The sequence below is a fragment of the Shewanella sp. HN-41 genome (assembly GCF_000217915.1).
Taxonomy (GTDB): Bacteria; Pseudomonadota; Gammaproteobacteria; order Enterobacterales; family Shewanellaceae; genus Shewanella.
Genome location: NZ_AFOZ01000023.1, coordinates 54,167 through 75,467, shown reverse-complemented (window position 1 = coordinate 75,467; position 21,301 = coordinate 54,167). Strand labels below are relative to the sequence as shown.

Genomic DNA, 21,301 nt, shown 5'->3' with positions numbered 1-21,301 from the left:
TATTCACCCTTATCAAAGGACTTCACGCTTTGTTGATCCCATCGAGCTTTCTCCCCTTAGCTTCCTGTTAACATTCATCATTATCAATCCCAGTTTTGTCCGTGAGCAACCCATGCAACTCGATATTAACGGTTTAACCCCCGCAGCGTTCTTAGCCCAGTATTGGCAGAAAAAGCCACTGGTGATCCGTCAAGGATTTAAGCATTTTCAAGATCTAGTGTCCCCCGAGGAATTAGCTGGCTTGGCGATGGATGAGTTAGTCGAATCGCGGCGAGTTTATCAGCAGGCGGGGCAATGGCATGCGGAGTTTGGTCCCTTTGACTCCTATGAAGAACTCGGTGAGCGGGATTGGACTTTGATAGTTCAGGCCCTGAATAACTGGCTACCCGATGCAGAAGCATTAATTCAATGCTTTGATTTTATTCCCCGTTGGCGCTTCGATGATGTGATGGTCAGCTACGCGACCCCTGGTGGTGGTGTCGGGCCGCATATCGATCTCTACGATGTATTTATCTGTCAGGGTTCTGGACGTCGCCGTTGGCGAGTGGGGGATCGCGGTCCGCACCGTGAGTTTGCTGCCCATCCTGCGCTACTGCATACCGAAGCCTTTGAACCTATCATCGATACCGAGTTGTTACCCGGTGATATCCTTTATATCCCCCCTGGGTTTCCCCACGATGGGATAACACTCGAAGAATCATTAAGTTTTTCGGTGGGTTATCGAACGGCCTCGGCAAAGGATATGGTCAGTGCATTAGCGGATCATTTATCTGAACATGATTTAGGTGCCCAACAGATTGAAGATCCTGACCGCCAGATCTCAAGCCGTAGTGGTTGTGTCGACAAGGCCGATCTTGCGCGTTTACGGACACAACTCACCCAAGTGTTAAATGATGACTTGGTCAGTGAGTTTTCCGGCCGCTATTTAACCCAGTCAAAATGTGCCTTAGATTTACCCGATGAGTCGCTGGATATCACCCAGGATGAGGTACTCGCTTGGCTAGACGAGCAACCGCTTATTCGCCTCGGCGGTTTGCGTTGCCTGTACTTTGAGATAAGCCTTGTGAAGGGCATAGTGTTTATCAATGGTGAACGCTACCAATTGCCCGCAGAATTTGCAGAGGTGATCCCGCTACTCTGTGATGGCAGTCTGTTAAGTAAGGCGGCGCTTGCGCCTTGGTTAAACAATGCCGAATTTCGAGCACAGCTGACTGAATGGGTGAATTTAGGTTACTGGTATTTTGACGATTTGAGTGATGGGGATGATGAATAGTCTGACCCAACAATAGATGAGGGGCGCAAATATATTTGCGCCCCTCAAAACCGTTTAAGCTTCCCCTACAGGGAAGTGCGTTAAAGCTGCACCGTAAAGATCACATCCTTGCCTGCGATCACGCTTCCCTGAGCTTTATCTAGGTATTTCACGTCTTCCATATTGGCGAGCACTACGGGCGTGAGCAAACTATCCACTTGATCTTTTAGATAATCAATATCGAATGACAGGATAGGATCGCCCACTTTGACCACTTGACCTTCTTCGGCCAAACGCTTAAATCCCTTGCCCCTCAGTTCGACTGTGCCGACACCAAAATGGACGAACAATTCTAAACCTTGGGGTGACTCTATGCTAAACGCATGGTTGGTTTCGAAAATCTTGCCAATAGTGCCATCAATTGGCGCGAGGATCAGTTCGCCCTTAGGTGCGATGGCTATGCCGTCGCCGACAATTTTTTCTGCAAAAACCACATCGGGGACTTTTTCAATCGCCACTATGTCGCCATTCACGGGGGCATATACCATAATACCGCCGGCCAAATGGGGTTGTCCCGATACCAATCGCCTTATTCGGCTTAAAAATCCCATGATGTTGAGCCCCTTTTGCTTGTTTTTGTCATTGTTCTTTTGGTCTGTGAAGCAGCATAACGAATAAATCTCAATATTTATAGCTTGTTATACACTGCTGTAGGCTTGCAATGCGATCTTGTTGTAGTGCGGTGTGCGCGAGTTCTGAAAATTGTTCAAAATGGCCTTTGCAAATGGCGGCTTTGACTTCTAGCAGTGAACTTAAATTGACACTGAGTTCATCGAGCCCCAAGCCGAGTAACAGGGGGATCATCATGGGCGAACTGCCCAGTTCCCCGCAAAGGGACACTTTTACGCCGGCATGCTTAGCTTGGCTAATGGTCATTTTAATTAAGGTTAAAATGGCGGGTGAGAGTGAAGGATAGTCCCGGGTGAGTTGTGGATTAGTGCGATCCGCCGCCATGGCGTATTGGGTTAAGTCATTGGTGCCGATACTGACAAAATCGAGTCTAGGTAACATGGAGGCCAGATTGAGCACGGCGGCGGGTGTCTCAACGACAATGCCGTAACTCAGCTCACCGTAGCCTTTTTCCTCTTCCTCTAGGGCATCTTGGCATTCGGCGATAAGCTGAAAAATCTGATCGAGTTCTTCTACTTGGTTCACCATAGGAAACATCAGACGAATAGGGCCGTGGTTGGCGGCACGCAGGATCGCACGGATCTGGGTTTTAAACAGCTCTGGGTGGGCTAAGGTGTAGCGCACGCCACGCAGACCTAAGGCAGGATTGTCTTCAACCTCTTGGCAGAGACAGGGTAATTCTTTATCTGCACCTATGTCTAAGGTTCTAACAGTAAATGTTTTTCCACCTAAGGCATGTAGCGCCTCACAATAGAGGCTGTATTGGGCTTTTTCATCGGGTAGGGTGCTGACGTTCATCAACATAAACTCGGTACGAAATAACCCAATACCGTCGGCGCCGACATCACTCACATGGGTGATGTCGTTTAGGTTGCCGACATTGGCCAGAAGCCCAATTTGGTGACCATCCTGCGTCTTAGCCGGAACATCCCGATAGGCCTGTAATGCGGCGCGTCTTGCCTGCTCATGGTGCAGGGTGGCCGTTAAGCGTGCCTGTTGTTCGGGATTGGGGTTAACGCATAGTTCGCCGTTGAGCGCATCGAGCACTAGTGGCGTACCATTGGGGATAAACTCGGCATCAAACTGACAGCTTAAAATCGCCGGTATGCCTGCGGCTCTGGCCAAAATGGCCGTGTGACTGGTTAAGCCGCCGGTTTTAAGGACGATACCGCTAATATGCTCCTTGGGTAATAGGGCAAATTCGGCGGGGGTGAGATCCTGTGCCAGCAGAATCGTGGGTGTGGTGAGTTTTTCTAGTCCTTGGTCTAACCGGCCATTAATGGCGGCGACGAGGCGCTGCCCTAGGCAGCGTACATCCTGTGCGCGGTTGGCAAGGTAAGGATCATCCAATGATTCTAACTCGTTGGCTTGGTGCGCAAAAATACGCTCTACCGCGACACTTGCCGATAATTGCAGGGTACGGATGGCCTCCTTGACCTGATCGAGGAGTTCTTCATCCTGCAGCAGTAATAAATCCGCTTCGATCAACTGAAAATTTTCACACTCACTCTCGAGCTTGGCTTGACTGTGGCTGAGTTGCTGTTGAAGTGCCTGTAATGCTTTGACAAATTTGCTTTGTTGTTGTGGGATCCGTGAAAGGGGAATCGGGCGATAATCGAGGTGATTTTCGGTGTGGTTAAGGTGCAGTGCCTGTCCAAAGGCAATACCCGATGACACTATGATCCCCGTAATCGACATATTTATTCCTACAATCGAGTCTTAGCTGCCAGTAAAAGCAAAGTTTAACTTAAGGTAATTAAGAGTGCAGACACTTTTTCAACGGCTTCCTGTGCCTGCTCGCCATCGGCAAACACTCTCACAGTAACCCCCTGGTACAAACCTAAGGTTTGTAACTTAAACAAGCTTTTAGCACTGGCTTGTTTACCGTTGCATTCCACTAAGACATCGCAATGAAAGGTCTTAGCTTCTTTAACTAAGAGCGCCGCAGGGCGGGTATGGATACCATGTTTTGCGGTGATAGTGACAGATTTTTCGTACATATTGGATAGACTCTTATGGGCGTATTACGGCGTAGCTTCTGGCTCGATAATTTGGTAGCCCTGTTTTTTTAAGGCGGCAATCGCACTGGTTAGGCGATTCTTTTTCACGAGAATATAATCGGTGTCGAAGGTTGAAAGTGCAAAAATACTGATTTGCACGTCCGCTAGGGTGCCTGAAACTTTAGAGAGAATACCCGTCATTGAAAACCCCAACGGCCCTAAAACCTCCAAACAGCACCAGTTTGGCTCCTGTTCGAGACTGTCGAGTTCGATGTCGCTGGAAATCACTAGGGTAAGACCTTCCTCCGTTTTGCCGATAAAATACACTTCTTCTGCAAATACCTCACTGGGTAATTGGGCATTAGGGCTAAAACTATGGATAGTGTATTGCCGCGTGTGGACGGCTAAGGTCATTCGCATTGACTGTTCCTCAATCGGCACTGCAAGTTAGGCAGCCTAGTTTGGATTTAGTTACAGCATACCCTATAACAGCAATTTCAAGATAGGCAGCAGTGTAAACTAAAAGAAGGCGTCCTTAAACGCCTCCTTTTGCTGCATCAGTGTTTTCTTGAGTAGCGCGGATCAGATTTTGAATTGGCCTAAGGTATGCGACATATCTTGGCTAATCTCTTGGAGCGATTGGGCGGCGCGGCTATTGCCTTCGTTCGCCGTGACTGACACTTCGGTCAACTCCGAGATATTACAGATGTTGCGATTGATTTCCTCGGTCACAAGGGACTGCTCTTCCGTCGCACTCGCCAGCTGGGTATTCATGTCGCTGATATGGGCAATCAGCTGCAAAATCGCCGCCATGGCGTTACCTGCTTCACGGGCTTGGGCCTGAAGTTCGTCCGATTGATGTTGAGTTTGGCTATTGCTCTTCATCACCGAGCCGACGCCGGTTTGGATTTCAGTGATGATTTTTTGAATTTCATTGGTCGAGTCCTGGGTGCGATTGGCCAGTGCACGTACTTCATCGGCGACAACGGCAAATCCTCGACCATGGCTGCCTGCCCGTGCGGCTTCGATAGCGGCATTGAGTGCTAACAAATTAGTTTGCTCAGCAATGCCACGGATCACATCGAGAATGCTGCCAATTTGTTCAGATGCAACCCCTAGTTTCTGGGTGATGGCCTCTGAGGCTTTGAGTTCTAGAGCGAGTTTTTCAGTGTTGCGTACTGTGTTATCGATAACCACTTGGCTTTGCTCGGCTTGATCTTTAACACTGGTGGCGGCATCTGCGGCTTGCTGTGTATTACTTGCCATCTCATGGGTGGTCGAGAGCATTTGGTTGACCGCAGTGGCAACGCTACCGGTTTCACGGTGAATATGCTCAGCGCTCTGGTTTGAGGCTTTGACCGCGAGCATAAGTTGTTTGGCGTCGTTATCGAGGGATTGTCCTAGGGGTTGTAGGTGGCCCACCATATCGCCAATTTTTTGCGCGAAGAGATTATAGGCGAGGGCAAGGTGAGCAATTTCATCCTTACCTTGGGTGCTTAAGCGTTGGCTCAAGTCGCCTTCACCTTGGGCGATATCCTCTAGTGCGTCGATGGCAGCGTTAAGGGGCGAGGTAATCGAGTGATTCAGCACGAGGAAAAATGCAAAAATAGGCACTGAAATCAAAAACATAATAATCAGGTAATCAATGATCACCGCAGTTAAGCTTTGCTTAACATCACTCAGATACGCCCCAGTGATAATAGTCCAGCCCCACTGTGGATAATAACGGGCGGTGGTCAGCTTATCTTCAACCACCTTAGTGATGGGGTTGACGATGGGATATTCTAAGGAGGTTTTTGACTGACTGCGCGCTAAGGGCAACATAGTCGCCAACGGATTCATACCATTGGCTAAGCGATAATTCAGTGCCGATGTTCCGATAAGCTCGCGGGTTTCACCATGTGCAAGTATTTGATTAGTATCATCGATCACAATAAAGTAACCTGCACCAGCATAGCGGGTTTGATTGATCAGGGCGGCGGCAGCCTTTTTGGCCTCATCCTCGGTGGTTTTACCATTAAGTGCATCCTGACGATATACATCAACGATACTTAGGATGCTGCCTAATTGACCATCAATTTGCAGCCATTTTTGATCGATTAAATTGCTGTACTGCTCTTTAATCGAGAAACTCGCAAAACACACAGTGCCGATGGCCGCCATGACTAACATCATCATCAGCCGTTGCAGTATGGTAAATCGACGCAAAAATGTGATCATTTGTGTTCCTCTGACGTGCAAGATATTGCGCCACAATATACCTGCGAATGTTTTTTAATAGAATCGCGTATGTTCAAATTTCGTGTAAAGCCGTTAGGAATATTAGTTTTTTTGATCTTAAGCAGGATATTGATAAGGTGAGGGTAATGGAATCGATAGCCTGATGCGCTAACTAGTTGTTTCTTGTAGGCCATTTATAGGGTGAGCAGAGTATCGCTAAGCTGGCCCTCTGCGGCATGGATGGCGCGTTGGCGTCCTCATGGAAGCGTTTAGGCGTGCCTGCGTGCAATACCCTGCGATGTAGCATAATTAGGAACCGTTATTTAGCTTGTGATTAAGTTACCAATAACTGAACATTGACTTGCTCGGTGAATGATTAAATATCAATAGGTTATGGTATTGTTAAATGGAATGGCGGGCAAAATTCAGCTAATCAATTGTTTTAGTTTTGATTTTTTAGGTATTTACGCGCAAGATTAATTTACTGTTTAGTTTGAGAATCGATTATGACTACAAATACAATTGTAACTTCGGATGATATTTTACTGAAGTTATGCCACTCGGTAGCCCATGTGTTATCCCATACCAGCGCTAGCCATGTGAGCCATGCGGGTATGGTACAAAGCATCACTCGTACCCGCCTTAAACCCGATCTTGGTTGCTTTTCTATTTTTGATGGTGGATTTTCGGGCCTAGTCGTCATCAACTTTTCCGCCTCCGCCGCGATTGAAATTTACCGCCGTTATATGCTGAACATGGGCATGCCAGAAGCGGAATTGGCGTTTTCCCACACCTCCGATGAAGTCGGCAACGTGATGGGGGAGTTGATGAACCAGATCCTCGGTGATTTTATCAATAAAATCTCTAAGGAATTACAGACGTCAATCAGCCAGAGTCAGCCGAAAATGTTAACTATTAACAAAGAGTTGACTATTTCAATCGATGCTAATCTCGACGATCCTGTGGCGAGGCGAGTGTCTTTTAAAACCGAAAACAATCATATTTTTTACCTCGAATTCGCCATGGATAAAACTGAATTTATTAAATTAGATGAGTTTGAATACGATGAAGAATTCGATCCAGATAGCCTGTTGGAGCAACATGGTCAAAATGGCAATCATATAACAACATCAAACACAGTCTCACCCTGGACTAAGATGGCCGATAAGCCTGCGATCGCCAGTCAACTAAATGATGTTGACGCCGATGATCTGCTCGATCAGTTGGGTATTTAAGTAGATAAGTGCTTGTAAGACGAATGCTAAACCATTCGTCTATACAAGTTGATTGAACTGTTTTAGTATCGTCGCAAAATAATAACTAAGGTTAAAAACCCTCTATGGCATCGAAAGCGACCTCGATCGATATTGCTTATCGTGCTGGTGTATCCCAGTCAACGGTTTCCCGTGCCCTGAGAAACAGTCCGTTAGTCAACTTAGAGACTCGTCAGCGAATTCAAGCGATTGCGAAGGAGTTGAATTACAAAGTCGATAAAAATGCCAGTAATCTTCGCACCCAAAACAGCCATACTTTGGCGCTCCTATTATGTGAAGATCCCACCAATGATGACTCGTTAATCAACCCCTTTTTTCTGTCGATGTTGGGGTCTATAACCCGGGCAACTGCGCAACAAGGCTATGATTTGCTTGTTTCTTTTCAGCAATTATCCAGTGATTGGCACGCCGATTACGAGGACAGTAATAAGGCCGATGGCATTATTCTGCTCGGCTATGGCGACTATATGGACTACGAGCAAAAGCTCGAACGGTTATTGGCCCAAAACACCCATTTTGTGATTTGGGGAGCTGAACACAATAATAAGTCAGTATTGTCAATTGGTTGCGATAACCATCAGGGCGGTCTAATCGCAACAGAGCATTTGATTTCCCTTGGACGTAAAGCATTTGCCTTTTTAGGGGATGCGTCGAGCCACAGTCCCGAGTTTAGGGATAGATACCTAGGGCACGTTAAAGCCTTACAAATGGCGAATATTCCCGTTGATAGCAATAAACAAGTGTCGGCCATCAGCACGGAAAGCTCGGGTTATGATGCGGCGATGTTGTTGTTGGAACGGGGGGCAAAATTTGATGCGATTTTTGCCGCCAGTGATTTAATTGCCATTGGCGCCATTCGGGCACTCAAAGAAAAGGGGATAGCGGTACCTGAGCAGGTTGCCGTGGTCGGCTATGACGATATTCCCGTTGCCAGCTTTGCCAACCCACCACTGACCACCATTAAACAAAATACCCAGTTAGCCGGCGAAATTTTAGTGGAGAGCGTGCTTAAGCTGATTCGCGGTATCGAAGTCAGCCCGCAACTTATTCCAACCACATTAGTGGTCCGTAGCTCCTGCGGGATAGATAGTACGCCAATAGAGGCGCTATAAAGATGATAAAGCTAAAAGTATCAAATAATTATCTTCAGAGTCATATGGTTGCATAAAAACAACGACCCAGTTAAAACAAACTCCTATAGCCTTATTGATTCAGCAGTCAAGCCAACAAGCAATTTATGTCCTGTAAACAGCGCACATAAATACTAAGACGTTATGCGTAAAGGATAGATAGTGCCAAATATCGAAGCAGAAAGCTTTTCTGAGAGAATGAGAGCCGCTGTAAACCTAAGCTGGATAATGTTCTCACGAAAAGTTGGAAATGGGCTTATATCAATAAATAAAGAAGCGTCAATGCAGCTTCAGTATGCTTATATCCTTCAGCAACTTTTGCCGCTGATCACATTTCATGAACATGAGATTTTTGAAATTGAATTAGAAACAGGCGTTCAGGTAAACGGCAGAAGTCGGGAAATTGATTTGCTCTTTAAGGGCGAATTTGTAGAGCAAAAATACGCTATAGCGATAGAAATGAAGTGCTACCGTACTTTGGCCTCTTCTGGTGGCAACCGTGGTGCTACTGACATTTTTATGAAAGATGTATATGAAGATTTCTATCTTTTGGAGCAATATGTTTTAACAGGTATAGCTCAAGAAGGCGTATCTCTTGTAATGAATGATTTACCAAGATTGGTGAATCCGAAAAATAAAAATGCTAAGTGCTGGGATTACGACATTTCAAATTTAGCAAATTTCGGTCCAATCACTCTCACAACACCAATCGGTGGTAAGCCGGTGAATATTAGCCTTGAAAAAGCATATGCACTAAATTGGATGCAGTACGGCAATTTTTGGTTCATGGAAACGCAAGGTGTTAACGTATTAAAAACTACTATTAGTGACAGACCTACGCTGTGCTCCGGTTTTCCCCAGTGAAGGCGTTAGTTTTAGAGGTAATATGGAACAGTTTGCTCGAGTTGAACGATATCTAAAACGAATTAGAAATGTGTACTCTGGTGACAATGTCATCTTGTGGGATGATAGAGAGTGTGTTGAAGATGATATTTTATCTTTCTTTATGCACTGTCATCATTTGCAAGATTGGGTAGTAAATCTTAATAAAATTTGTGTCGAATTTGATCAAATTAAGCAGTTCATCGAAAGTCATAAATCTCTTCAAATTTGCGCGGATTTGGCCAACCAATCAAAACATTGCAGATTAACTAAGAAACAGTGGTCGAATGTAAAGCCTCATCTCGCAGGAGTTCAATATGAGAGCGTTGGAGATGCCGAGCTTTCAGGAGTTCGAGGGAAATTTGCCGTTGTAACAGAAAATGAGGTCATTGATGTTTTGGAGTTGGCCGAGTCTTGCTGGCATCATTGGAATAATCTCAAACAAAATATTGAGCAGCAATGGGCATGTTCTGGTCTAATTCCATCGGACACTTAATTTTGAAGTGGTATGGTGAAAAATAAACATAATCAATGATATACGGTTAATTTCCCGTGGGCAAGTGCAACAAAAGAAAAAGAGCAACAAGTAAAACAACAAGGAAAGGTATATCTTTTTTGGGACGAACAAGCCGTGCATGATGTACATGGATTTAAATCCTATTCGGGCAGGCATTGTTGATTCTTTGCAAGCCTCTGATTTTACATCGATTCAGTGGTATAAGTAGTCGATGGGATAGCATGTGCGAATTCAAAAAGCAGCCCAACAGTGGAGAATGGTGTAAAGGTAAAGCCTCTCGTCACGCTTTACACCCTTAAACGGATGAACTGCTCAATGCTGACTGTTCAACGCTTTGCATTACTTTTGTTTAGTAGGAACAAAGTACACAGGCAAATCCCTAAATCGTTTTCTGTCCGTGTAGTCCTTTACATCCGAATGAATTCTCCCTTTATTTCCCCACAACTGAGCCCGGACTTTTATTAACGGGTTTATTTCCCGTATTGACGCAAAAACTTGGGCACATCCGCTTTTGCCTTTTTCGCTAGGGTTTGCAGTAGGCTAAATGGCGGGGTAGAAATAGCGAAGTCACGTTGCAAGTCATCGAGCATGGTGAGCCACAGATGGCCTGTCATCTGCGCATCGGCTAAGGCGCGGTGAAAGGTGCCGTCGTTGGGGATTTGCTTATAACGAACTAAGGTTGCAAGTTGATGATTGGTGGCTAAGGGATATAAACGCCTCGCCACGAGTAAAGAGCAACCAAATTGCCCCGCATATTGATGGCCTATATGGGCAAATTCGGCATCGAGGAAGCGTTGGTCAAATGCTGCGTTATGGGCGACTAAATGGTGATCGCCGATAAAGTCGGCAAAACGGGCCATCACTTCGTGATTGGGCGCCGCATGCTTAAGCATCTGATTGCTGATCCCCGTGTAGTCCTCAATAAAGGCGCTGATCTTAAATCCTGGGTTCATCAACTCTGAAAATCGATCGGTTATTACACCTTTTTCTATGAGTACCGCGCCGATTTCGATGGCGCGATCCCCTTGATTGGGGGACAGGCCAGAGGTTTCAAAGTCGAGCACTACTAAGGTATTTGCGGGACTGAATGTGGGTTTTTTAGGCATAAATCTGTCTTAGGTTCGTTATTTTTCTCAAGTGTTTGGCCCTTTAATGGGCCAAGGTGGATGCTAAGTTGTCTGCACTTCTCGGGGCTTAAATATCATAATGCAGATCCATACTTATTCTAAGCCCTAAGTTATAGGCATGATTTTGATGTAAATATTCCATCAATTCAGTATCCAGAAGCTGCGCTAGGGTGATAGGTCTTGCCTCCCAACGCGGCGCATGGCCCGCATCGTTACAGTATGTAAGGTATAAACGCCGCTGACTTTGGCTGATACTAAAAAAGTTCATATTGCAGCGATCGGCGATGGAGAGATAGGGCTCAAAATCGAGGGCATAGACCTGCATAGCATCGAATGTTGACCAGGGAATATACCGGGTCTTGCTGTAGTATTCTGCGGGCAAATTTGCCTCGGGCGCTATGGCATCAAACAGGGTGGTAACCTGTTGCAGATTTTGAAGTTTAATTATGCCGTTATTGTTCAATGTTGATCCTTATTCCCAAAGCCTAGCGGCAAGGCCAGATGCCCTTTGGGTGATTTGGCTGCTGGCACGCTCGAAAACGGGTTGGGTGCCTAGGCAGGTAAAATGCGCTTTTGCGCGGGTAATGGCCGTGTAGACTAATTCCTTGGTGAGTAGCTGCCACTGGGCTAGGCTGGGGGTTAGGCGGCAGGACTAAGGCTACCCGATTAAATTCACTGCCTTGGCTTTTGTGCACTGTCATCGCGTAACAGGTTTCATGGCGGGGTAAGCGTGCGGGCAATACCTTAAGTTGGCTGCCGTCGGCCTTGATAAAGTGGGCCATTAATCGCTCGGGTTTGTCTTCGTCTGGTAAAATCAGCCCGATATCGCCGTTAAATAGCCCTAAGTTATAGTCGTTGCTTTGGATGATGATGGGCCTACCGAGGTAAAACTCCTGCTGTGGCTGGATAAGTTTTGCCTTGGTGAGGGCCAAAGTGACATAGCTGTTGATCCCTTCGACCCCATAATTGCCCGAGCGCATCGCACATAAAATACGATATTGGTTAAAGGATTCGATAATATCAAAGGTGCTTGGGCGGGCGCCTTGGAGCAAGGGACTCAGATAATTACCATAGAGACTCACCGCTTGTTCAAGCAGTGCATTGAGTCCGCTATTGTTTTCAGGCTCACTGATCTTGGCTTGGGTGGCATTGAGCTCCATCCCATGCTCTAACCAGTTAAGCTCGGCGAATCCCCGTTGCCAGACCGCTAATATCCCCTGCAAATCGGAGCGATTGACCGCGCTGGCGAGTAGCCCAATTCCGGCATCGCCCTTAAACCTATGGCTATGCATTAACATGCACAGGCTATCGCCGAGTTTGGGTGAGTCGCTGATATAGGGACTTAAATCAAAACCCGTTAACTGGCTTAGCCGATTTGCCTGTTCCTTGGAGTAACGCATTTGCCAAGGAATACCCTGCTCACCATAGGGGGCATCTTCACGCTTGAGTCCGGCGCAAATATCGGCGAGTACGGCTCCGGCTTCGACGGAGGCAAGCTGATCCTGATCCCCAAGTAAAATTAAACTGGCGTGTTCGGGTAGGGCGCTGAGCAGTTTATACATCATAGGTAAATCCACCATAGAGGCTTCATCGACAATCAAGAGATCGAGTCTTAGGGGATTGCCTAGGTGGTGACGAAATTGGGTGGAATTGGGGATCACCCCAAGTAGCCTATGGAGGGTCGAGGCTTCCTCGGGGATCTGTGCTAGGGCCCTTAAGAGCGCCTCGTTATCCGTTAAATTCGCCGTGCTCTTTGTATTGGCGGCTGCGGTCATCTGGGGAAGCGTCAGTGTTAACAGTTCCTTTGCTAGACGAGTCTTAGAGGCCTTAATGGATTCACTTAAACGGGCGGCAGCTTTGCCCGTCGGTGCGACTAGACGGATTTCCCGAAGTTTAAGCATTTGTTGCAATAACAACAGCTTAGTCACTGTGGTGGTTTTACCTGTACCAGGGCCGCCGGTGATCACCGCCAGTTTTTTACCGAGCGCCGTTGCTGTGGCCACTTTTTGCCAGTCAATGGCATTTTTTTCCTGAATCGATGGGAACAATTGATCTAAATACGGCCCGAGATTGCGACTGGGATCCTGTTCATTTTCAAGGCTCGATTGCTGCGAGAGTCGCACTAAAGCCGCCGCGACTTTGGTCTCAAACTGGTAATAACGCTGTAGATATAACCGGCCATTATCGAGGATAAGGGGTTTATTACTGCCTGCATGACCAACCGCATCAAAGGTTTGCAATCTGTCGTTGAGTGCCTCTAGGCTGAGGGTGAGTTTACAATGGCTATACTGTTCGGCCAGGGGATTGAGCGGCACTAGATGGGCCAGCACAAGGCAACTGTGTTGGGAAGATAATTGCTGGCTCAGTAGGGCGCACAGCAGGATAAATAGCGGATCCTGCTGATCCTTAGGGTGTAGCTGGGCCATTTCGAGGGCAAAATGGCGATCGAGCGGTGTCAGCAGCCTTTCTAATTCCCAGCGTTTGAGCAGTTCCTCTATGGGTGCCGTCAGTTGCACTGCACCATAGTCAAGCCAGTTTTCAGCGGTTTTACCGTGTGCGATAACCCTGTTTGACATTACATTTGGCCCAAGTGTGGTGTTCATGCTGTGGCTCCTGCCGCTTTTGGGGTTAATGGACTGCGCTTAAACAAAGCATCGAGGGCTAAGATAAGCGCCTTGGGCGGTTTATCGTAATAGACACCAAACCCAGGCTGCTGCGCCGACATTCCCCGTAAAAACAGATAGTAACAACCTCCAATATGCATGTCGTAGTCGTAGTCTGGTAGGCGCAGTGCTAGGTATCTGTGCAGAGCCAAGGAATAGAGAATGTACTGTAAATCGTATCTGTGCTCGGTTATCGCTTGTTGCAGCGCTCCCTGATGGTAGGCTTGGAACGAGTCGCCTAAATGATTGGATTTATAGTCAGCAATATAAAACTTGCCTTGATATTCAAAGGTTAAGTCGATAAAACCCTTCAACATGCCCTCAAGTTCGTCAAACTTGAGACTTGATTCGTAACCATACTGCAGCAACAGAGTATTGAGCTCAGTATCCTTAAGTGCACTTAATGGCAGGTAAAATTCCATCTCGACTAAAGTGTCCTTTGGGGCGAGCTTGGCAAGACAGAGCGGTGAATGGTTCGCCAGAGTATTGCTGTTGTGCGCCGAGGCAATCGCATCCGATGGTGCAGTTTCACTGGGGATCGGTGCGAGCGGTGCGTGCAACAGATCCAGATACCAAGCCTGTAGTACCGTTTGCCATTCTGGGGCAATAGCATATTGCAGCATTGCCTTAGGTAAATGTTGTACTAAATCGATTTCAGCCTTTGTAAAATCAATGAGTTCCAACACTAAATGCATAAAACTGCCCGCATTGGCGCCGCGCTCGAAGTTAAAACGGCTTAAGGCGAGGGGATCTGGGTCTCCTGTTTGAGGATCGCTGGCGATTTGTCCTAATAGATTAAGGATCGCAGAGCCAAATGCGCCATCTAACTCAAGTGATCCTAGGGCCTCATCATCGGCCCCTGGCTTGGCCTTACCCTGGCTGGCGTTTTTGACTAAGCCGGAATAACTGCCTATCCGCCAGGGCGTCATATATTGGCGAGTGACGGTTTTAGCGCTTAACGCCTGCGTCTCATCTTGGCTTGAGGGCAATGAGCTTGGGTCGATATTCTCGGGCACTATGGCAAAATTGATCGCATCAAGGTCTTGGATAAGCCGCTGCACCGCTTGGCACAGGCGGCTAAAGTCGCAGTTGTCGTCATCAATGCCCAGCAGATAGCCTATGGCCGTTTCATGTAACTGACTCTTGAGCCCGTTTTTAAGTTGACGGCTATGATTGGCAACCGATAAATAGCAGAGGTAAACGGGGCGGGTGAGCGCCACATATAATAGGCGGAGATCTTCGGCTAAGGTTTCTTGCTTGGCTTGTTCCCAGCCTTCGTCTGTACCCTCAATATCCCATACCAGTTCTTGTCCCCCCTGGGCATTGGTCCTGTGGTAAAGCATAGGTGAAGGTCTGCGGCGATTGTCCCGCGCAAGGCTAACAAAGGGGATAAAGCAGACGGGGTACTCAAGGCCCTTACTCTTATGGATAGTGATAATCTGTACTAGATTCTGTTCACTCTCTAGCCGCAATTGCTGCTCATCTGTGCCTGTATTATCAATCAGTTGCTGTTCATACCAATTGAGAAGAGCGCTTATGCCATCCAGCTCAGTGGATTTTTGCTGTAATAACTCGGCAAGATGACGAAAGTCGGTTAAACGCCGCTCGCCGTCTATGTTGTCGGCCAGGGGGCCATCCTGCCTATCCTCGGCTCGGGTGTTACCTGTGGCTAATAGGCGTTCGATCAGATGAGTGCTATTGGCGAGGCTTAACAGAGCGGGCATGATGCCGCGTTTTTGCCACACTTGATGCAGATTAAAAAACTGCTCTAGAAGTTGCTGCCGCTGCTCTTCATCTTGATTAAATGCATGAATTTGCTCCGCGCTATAGCCTAATAATGCACTAGCCAGTGCGCTGCGCAGGGCACGCTCATCCTTAGGATCGGCCAATGAGCGCAGCACTAACACCATTTCCCGCGCCTCTAAGGTGCTAAACACACTGTCACGGCTTAAAAAGACTGCACCAATTTGGCGTTTATTTAAGGCGGTTTTCATCACCGCCGCTTCGTTGCGGTCCCGCACTAGGATGGCAATGTCCTTCGCCACTAGTGGTCCCTTAGGACTGAGACACTCGCCATTGGCCGCATCGGTCAATAACCTTGTGATTTCTGCGGCCGCATCCTCCGCCAGTATTTGCCTGGCTAAGGTTTTATTTAGGCCATTGTCGGTTTCACCCAGCAGCCTTAATCTGAGGGATGCCGCGGTGGGTATTTTCTCAGTTAAGACTTTGTTTTTGGCCGCACTGGGTGTTTTAACCGCCTCAAAGGGGATTGAATCACTGATAAAGGCATTAGGATGCTGGCTAAACAGGTGATTCACCCCCGCCACCATATTAGCGCCCGAACGATAGTTCGTGTCTAAGTGATAGTGTTCGGCCGTGGCCTTGCGGGCCTCAATATAGGTATGGATATCGGCGCCACGGAAGGCATAAATCGCCTGCTTGGGATCGCCTATCATCAGTAGGCCAAGTGCCTTACCTGCCGCTGGGAGCTTATCCTTCGAATGTTGTGGGCTATCTAGCTGGTAAATCTGTGAAAAAATTGAAAATTGTAATGGATCTGTGTCTTGGAATTCATCGATCAGCGCTACCGGGAAGCGGCTCGCCACGGCCTGAGGTAAACTCTGATGGTTGGCGCGTAGTGCCGCCTCAAGGCTCGTCAGTAGATCATCCGGTGTGAGCACATTTTTTTGCTGCTTTTGCTTGGCAAAACGAGCGCTTATCCCCAGTTTGGCACTGTATAAAAACGCGGGTTTGATGTCGGCGATAAGCGTGGCGAGCTGTTCTATATGTGCCATTAAGGGCGCCTCTGCCACGCTTGGGATCACGCCGCCCTTATTGAGTTTTAGCGTTGATAGGGATAAAGCCTCTAGGGCTTTTGGCGAAGGCAGTCCGCGGCCCGAGGCGAGCCAGTTGTCTAGGCTATCGAACATCTCTGCAAGTCTGGGGTACTGATCGCTGGCCTTACCAAATCGGGTGCCGTTTAAGGGCAAGCTGTGGAGCAGTTCGAGCAAGCCATCGCGGCCACGGGGCCACGCTAATTTAAAGCGCGCTAAACTTTGCTGCAGGGATTGGGCTAAGGTGGCAAACTTTGCCGTGGATACTAGGGGTATAGCTTGGCTCGCCCCGAGTAGCGGGCGTAATTGCTTGACTAAACTATCGGGATCCGCAAATTCCTTGGCAATGATTTCGGCTAAGTCATCTGGTAATGGATAACAGGTTTCACGCCAAAAATCCCGCACCGCATGGTGTAAAAACTCACTGTCGTCTAAGGTAAAGTCCGACTCGAACAGTAGGGAAGACTCAAAGGCAAGATCCGCTAAAATTCGCTGACAGAAACCATGGATAGTAAAAATCGCTGCCTCATCGAGGGACTTTAATGCCAAATCGAAACGCCTTAGGGCAATAGGTCGCTGCTCCTCTGGGGTATTCTGGTAAAGCGCTTCAACGAAGGGGTCGTCCACGCTTAGGCCTAAAAAACGCTTAAAGGCGACTTGAATACGGCGACGAATACGATCCCTTAGCTCCTCGGTGGCGGCATTGGTAAAGGTGACCACCAAAATTTGCTCACAGGTGAGGGGATTGCCGCTGTCACCAGTTCCTGTGATATCACCTAGGAGTAATCGCAGGTATAGCCCTGAGATAGTGTAGGTTTTCCCCGTTCCCGCACTGGCTTCGATCAGGCGACTGCCACCAAAGGGTAGGGTTAAGGGATTAAGGGTTTGTGCCTGCTTATGGGAGTCCAGGCCTATCGGGTGACTCATGCCTGTACTCCTTCTTCGCGACCGGGGCTGATTGCACCTAAGGTCATGCCTTCGTTAAGGGCAAAGTCCTCCAGATCCGCTAAGGTACCCTTATGATATAGGCTCACCATAGGTGTATAAATGCGCTGCGCCAGTTCCCCAAAGCGAGCTTGGGTGAAGTCCTTGGGGAACTGAAACAGCCTTTGGTAGTGTGGCTCTGTACCTTCGCCGATTTCGCCCTGTTCATCTAACCATTCAGCCTCTGCTTCCTTCAGTTTGTCAGCATGCTCCCCCTCGGCTTGGGCGTAGGCGAGGGAGGTTCTGGGCATAAAACACAGGGGATGTTGCTGCCCCTGGAAGAATAATTGCAGTAAATCCCTTAACCCTGTGTGGGCCTGCTCGGGATGAATCGGGGACAGTGCATGGAAATGCCCCATATCGAGCAGATAGCTGGCCTGAGTGTGGCCCATCGCCATTAAGCATAAATGGCGAATGTACAGGCGCAGCAGATCGCGGCCATGGGCACTGCCGGGGCGGTAATTGACCAGTCCCTTAGGGCTTATATCGTCGATTCTGCCCTCGAGGAGGATAGTGCGTATTTCGCCTAAGGGATAAATCGTGGGATCAAAGTGGAGTTTAATATCCCCATGGTGGCTCGGTTGTTCTCCCTTAAGGAATAAGGTTCGACCAATTAACGGTGAAATATCATGTTGATATTGGCGTAGCAAGAGTTCATCGAAGGGGCGCATGGGGAGATTCCCCTTGGCTTTAAGGCGTTCAATAAAATCGAGTTCGGCAACTGTGATACCTTGGCTAATGTTATGGTCCAGTAACTCGGCCTGTAGCTGGTAACGTTCGAGGGCATCTAATCCAAAGGGTTCATCGTTATCATCGGCTTGGATACGAATACTTAAATCGACTTTAAGGCTGCGGTTAAAGAAGTATTGCGCCGGATTGCGGAAAAAACGGATCAAGGCTGATACATCCACATGGGCCATATTCGCGGTGTTGTCTGCATCGATAGGCAGGTTATCCAAACTGCGGATCTGGGTATCGTCATTAATAAAGCGCTGAATGGGCTGCAGCTTATTGGGTGGACACCATTGTTTGCTGTAGCTCTGTTTTATGCCTGCGTCATTAGCATTTTCATTGCCCGCAGCAGGGGCGCGATACAGGCGAGGATCGAAGGGCTGCAACGGTTGGTGGCTGACAATGGCGTCGTGTAGGGCGGTTTCTGCGGCTTCGGCTTTGGTGGTTTCAAGCTCAGACAATAGGTTTTCGGGCAGGTAGCAAAGCTGGCAATACTCAATCAGTTCAGAGACTAACATAGAGGCGATCCGTTCTGAATTGTCCCGTTCACTGCGGCCAATATAGCTGATATAGAGCTGCTCGCGGGCGGATAATAGGGCTTCTAAAAAGAGATATCTATCATCGAGTCGGCGGGATCTGTCGCCCTTACGCGCCCCAAAGTGGGCCATTAAATCAAAGCCCACAGGGTGAGTTACCCTAGGGTAAACACCATCGTTCATTCCCAGTAAACACACCACCTTAAAGGGAATGGACCGCATCGGCATTAAGGTGCAAAAATTCACGCTCCCTGCGAGGTAGCGTTGGCCTACGCGGGACTCGGTTAAGCGTTGATTAAACCATTGCTGCAATACCTCAATGCTCAGGGTGAGTTCATTGGACAGATGCTGCGGCACTATGGCCTCTGGCGACTGGGCGGCAGGGGCTGCAGACAGCAATTCCTGCTCTAATGCGGCGATGGCGTCGCGGATTTCCTGTAATTGCTCGCGCTCATCCTCATCGGTGGCGTAGAAGGCATCGAGCATCAGGCTTAACTCGGCTAAGCGTGCCGTCCCCGTTTGTGGCTGTTCAAATTGTTGCGCTGTGTCATCGAGAACTTCGATAAAGTTGAGTAACTTGCCCAGTGCTTGGGCCGATTGACCTTCAACCCCCGTGACCACTAGGTTGTCCAGATAGAGAGGCGCATCGTCACTGAGGGCATAACCTAAAATTAATCGTCGGATCCCAAAGGCCCAGGAGTTTTGTTCAAAGGCGGGAACGCCTTGTTTAAGGCGGCTATGTTGATCCCGTCCCCAACGGACTCCTGCATCATCCAACCAGCGACGGATCAGTTGCAGCTCGTCGTCATCGAGTCCAAAGCGGCGCAGAATCGCAGGCACTTCCAGTATGCTCAGAATATCGGTCAGGCCGAAGCGGCTCTGGTTTATGCCCAGTAAATTTAAAAAACTGTTGATCAGCGGTGATTCCTGGGCGGCGCCGCGGTCGGCAATGGCGTAGGGAATGTACTCTAGTCCTTGCTTGGCGGCAAAGACGGCATCGATATAGGGGGCATAGGCGGCGACATCGGGCATCATCACGACTATGTCTTTAGGTAATAGCGGATCTGTTGCTTGGCCTTGGCTATGGCGGTCGAGTAGGTCGAGCAAGTGATCGTGCAGGGTTTCGACCTCCCGCAATGGGCTGTGGCAACTGATGATGCTAATCGATTCATCGTCCTGTTTGAGGATGCGCCGCGCACTCGTATTTTGATAAAGCGTGGTATCTGGTCCTAAAACCCTGTCTAGGGTCTGCATCTCTAAAATATCGTATTGCACCCCGTGGAGCATACTGGCCCGATTTTGGGGATCATTCGGGTTATCACAGGGCTCACGATAGACATCATGGCCAAAATCACAGTGATCGCTTGGCAGTTCGAGCAGCATATCGAGCAACTCGCGGCCCATTTTACCGTTATTGGCGAGCAGCGGATTACCCACCTCAAGCTTGTCTTCCCATTGCTCGGCTAATTGCCGTTTACCGGCATATTGCACCGCCATACGGGCGCGGTGACGGGGATCGACTATATCCCCCCAATAGTGCTGACAGGGGCTGAGCCCGAGGATGACAACATCGATACGGCCTGCCAAATGGTAAAGTACTTCAAGGGTTTGTGGTGCCATTGAAGAAATACCAAATACAAATAAGCGTTGGGGTAATTTGGCAAGGGAGGTTGCGGGATCCCCAAGGCGAGCAATTAAATCAGAGTGCAGGTTTGCCCTGTGGTAATAGCTTTGCTTAAGTTCATCACGGTTAAAGGCCACAAGGGCGCGCCATAACCGCGGCTGCCATGCCTGTTCTTCATTGAGTTGTAAGCCTTCGGGTTGGGCATTTTGCTCCCAAGCTAACATCCAGTCGGGACGGTAGACTAAATATTGGTCGAAGATGTCGGCGATACGGCCACAGAGTTGGTAGAGCTTAATCTGATCTAAGGGCTCATCGGTTTGGGTATGTGTTTCAGTGTTGGCTTGAGTTAACTCAGGGGAACATGAGGCTAAATAATGCCTTAAAGGCCCAAAGGTTTCATCGGCCAATAGCTTTGGCAGCAGCTGCATCAGTTTCCAGGTCATTGCCGCCTTGGTAAAGGCATTATCCTTGGGCACATTGGGCAATAGCTCGTGGCAGAGCTGCCAGGTAAAGCTTGATGGCAAAGGAAATTCCAGTGCGGCAGCGACCCCATTCTGTTTGGCTATTTCGAGGCGCAGCCAAGTTGACATACCGGGGCTTTGCACCAAAATATGCTCGCTTTGCAGTAGGCGTGCATTTGGCACTCGCTGGCGAAGGTATGCGGCTAAATGGGCGCAGAGCACTTCCATTTGATTGGACTGGATTAACTTTAACATGTTCAACCCGTGATCTTGTGTCACTCAAGGGTGACAATAGTGATGAGTATGTGCTTAACAGCAATTCTATGTGTTTGATTTATAAGATTCAACAAGCCTTAGCCGTTAGGCTGAATTAAG

15 protein-coding genes and 2 pseudogenes are annotated in these 21,301 nt (G+C 48.3%); 7 read left to right on the top strand and 10 right to left on the bottom strand.

Translation table 11 applies throughout. The annotated features are described in order from the left end of the window. Positions 1-112: 112 nt before the first annotated feature. Positions 113-1,273 (top strand): cupin domain-containing protein, encoded by a 1,161-nt coding sequence (locus SOHN41_RS09155; protein ID WP_037458633.1) that lies wholly within the window; start codon positions 113-115, stop codon positions 1,271-1,273. 80 nt (positions 1,274-1,353) lie between these two features. Here the strand turns inward: SOHN41_RS09155 and crr are convergent, their stop codons facing one another. From crr to SOHN41_RS09130, 5 genes are all read right to left on the bottom strand, one after another. After that, positions 1,354-1,863 carry a PTS glucose transporter subunit IIA gene (gene crr, locus SOHN41_RS09150; RefSeq protein WP_007648104.1) on the bottom strand — a complete coding sequence of 170 codons (510 nt, stop codon included), beginning with the start codon at positions 1,861-1,863 and terminating at the stop codon, positions 1,354-1,356. 70 nt (positions 1,864-1,933) lie between these two features. Further along, positions 1,934-3,640 carry a phosphoenolpyruvate--protein phosphotransferase gene (gene ptsP, locus SOHN41_RS09145; RefSeq protein ID WP_007648102.1) on the bottom strand — a complete coding sequence of 569 codons (1,707 nt, stop codon included), beginning with the start codon at positions 3,638-3,640 and terminating at the stop codon, positions 1,934-1,936. A gap of 44 nt (positions 3,641-3,684) precedes the next feature. Then, the gene (locus SOHN41_RS09140) at positions 3,685-3,942 is read right to left on the bottom strand and encodes an HPr family phosphocarrier protein (RefSeq protein WP_007648101.1); all 258 of its coding nucleotides are present in this window, start codon (positions 3,940-3,942) and stop codon (positions 3,685-3,687) included. Positions 3,943-3,966: 24 nt separating this feature from the next. Next, a complete protein-coding gene (locus tag SOHN41_RS09135) occupies positions 3,967-4,362 on the bottom strand; it encodes an ACT domain-containing protein (RefSeq protein ID WP_007648099.1) in 396 nt (131 codons plus the stop codon). Between the two features lie 162 nt (positions 4,363-4,524). After that, a complete protein-coding gene (locus SOHN41_RS09130; protein WP_007648097.1) occupies positions 4,525-6,162 on the bottom strand; it encodes a methyl-accepting chemotaxis protein in 1,638 nt (545 codons plus the stop codon). A gap of 506 nt (positions 6,163-6,668) precedes the next feature. On the opposite strand from SOHN41_RS09130, the gene SOHN41_RS09125 reads away from it, so the two are divergent. From SOHN41_RS09125 to SOHN41_RS20395, 6 genes and pseudogenes are all read left to right on the top strand, one after another. Further along, complete coding sequence (locus tag SOHN41_RS09125) at positions 6,669-7,397, top strand: DUF3334 family protein (protein ID WP_007648095.1); 729 nt, start codon at positions 6,669-6,671, stop codon at positions 7,395-7,397. A gap of 104 nt (positions 7,398-7,501) precedes the next feature. After that, the gene (locus SOHN41_RS09120; protein WP_007648093.1) at positions 7,502-8,548 is read left to right on the top strand and encodes a LacI family DNA-binding transcriptional regulator; all 1,047 of its coding nucleotides are present in this window, start codon (positions 7,502-7,504) and stop codon (positions 8,546-8,548) included. Positions 8,549-8,728: 180 nt separating this feature from the next. Then, positions 8,729-9,430: a hypothetical protein gene (locus SOHN41_RS09115; protein ID WP_007648091.1), complete on the top strand. Its 702-nt coding sequence runs from the start codon at positions 8,729-8,731 to the stop codon at positions 9,428-9,430. A 22-nt stretch (positions 9,431-9,452) separates the two neighbouring features. Beyond that, a complete protein-coding gene (locus SOHN41_RS09110; RefSeq protein WP_037458592.1) occupies positions 9,453-9,944 on the top strand; it encodes a hypothetical protein in 492 nt (163 codons plus the stop codon). 136 nt (positions 9,945-10,080) lie between these two features. Further along, positions 10,081-10,161 (top strand): annotated as a pseudogene (locus SOHN41_RS20630) (transposase); the annotation flags it as partial. Continuing rightward, positions 10,154-10,264, top strand: a pseudogene (locus SOHN41_RS20395) (transposase); the annotation flags it as partial. The pseudogenes SOHN41_RS20630 and SOHN41_RS20395, both read left to right, overlap by 8 nt. A gap of 171 nt (positions 10,265-10,435) precedes the next feature. Here the strand turns inward: SOHN41_RS20395 and SOHN41_RS09105 are convergent. From SOHN41_RS09105 to recC, 5 genes are all read right to left on the bottom strand, one after another. Beyond that, positions 10,436-11,071 (bottom strand): PolC-type DNA polymerase III, encoded by a 636-nt coding sequence (locus SOHN41_RS09105; protein ID WP_007648086.1) that lies wholly within the window; start codon positions 11,069-11,071, stop codon positions 10,436-10,438. A gap of 88 nt (positions 11,072-11,159) precedes the next feature. Next, positions 11,160-11,555 (bottom strand): hypothetical protein, encoded by a 396-nt coding sequence (locus SOHN41_RS09100; RefSeq protein ID WP_007648085.1) that lies wholly within the window; start codon positions 11,553-11,555, stop codon positions 11,160-11,162. 22 nt (positions 11,556-11,577) lie between these two features. Beyond that, positions 11,578-13,695, bottom strand: a complete 2,118-nt coding sequence (recD, locus tag SOHN41_RS09095) for an exodeoxyribonuclease V subunit alpha (protein WP_007648083.1) — start codon at positions 13,693-13,695, stop codon at positions 11,578-11,580. Further along, entirely contained in the window at positions 13,692-17,516 is a 3,825-nt protein-coding gene (recB, locus tag SOHN41_RS09090) for an exodeoxyribonuclease V subunit beta (protein WP_007648081.1), read from the bottom strand. The genes recD and recB overlap by 4 nt, the downstream gene beginning before the upstream one ends. Then, positions 17,513-21,181: an exodeoxyribonuclease V subunit gamma gene (gene recC, locus SOHN41_RS09085; protein ID WP_007648078.1), complete on the bottom strand. Its 3,669-nt coding sequence runs from the start codon at positions 21,179-21,181 to the stop codon at positions 17,513-17,515. The genes recB and recC overlap by 4 nt, the downstream gene beginning before the upstream one ends. Positions 21,182-21,301 lie beyond the last annotated feature (120 nt).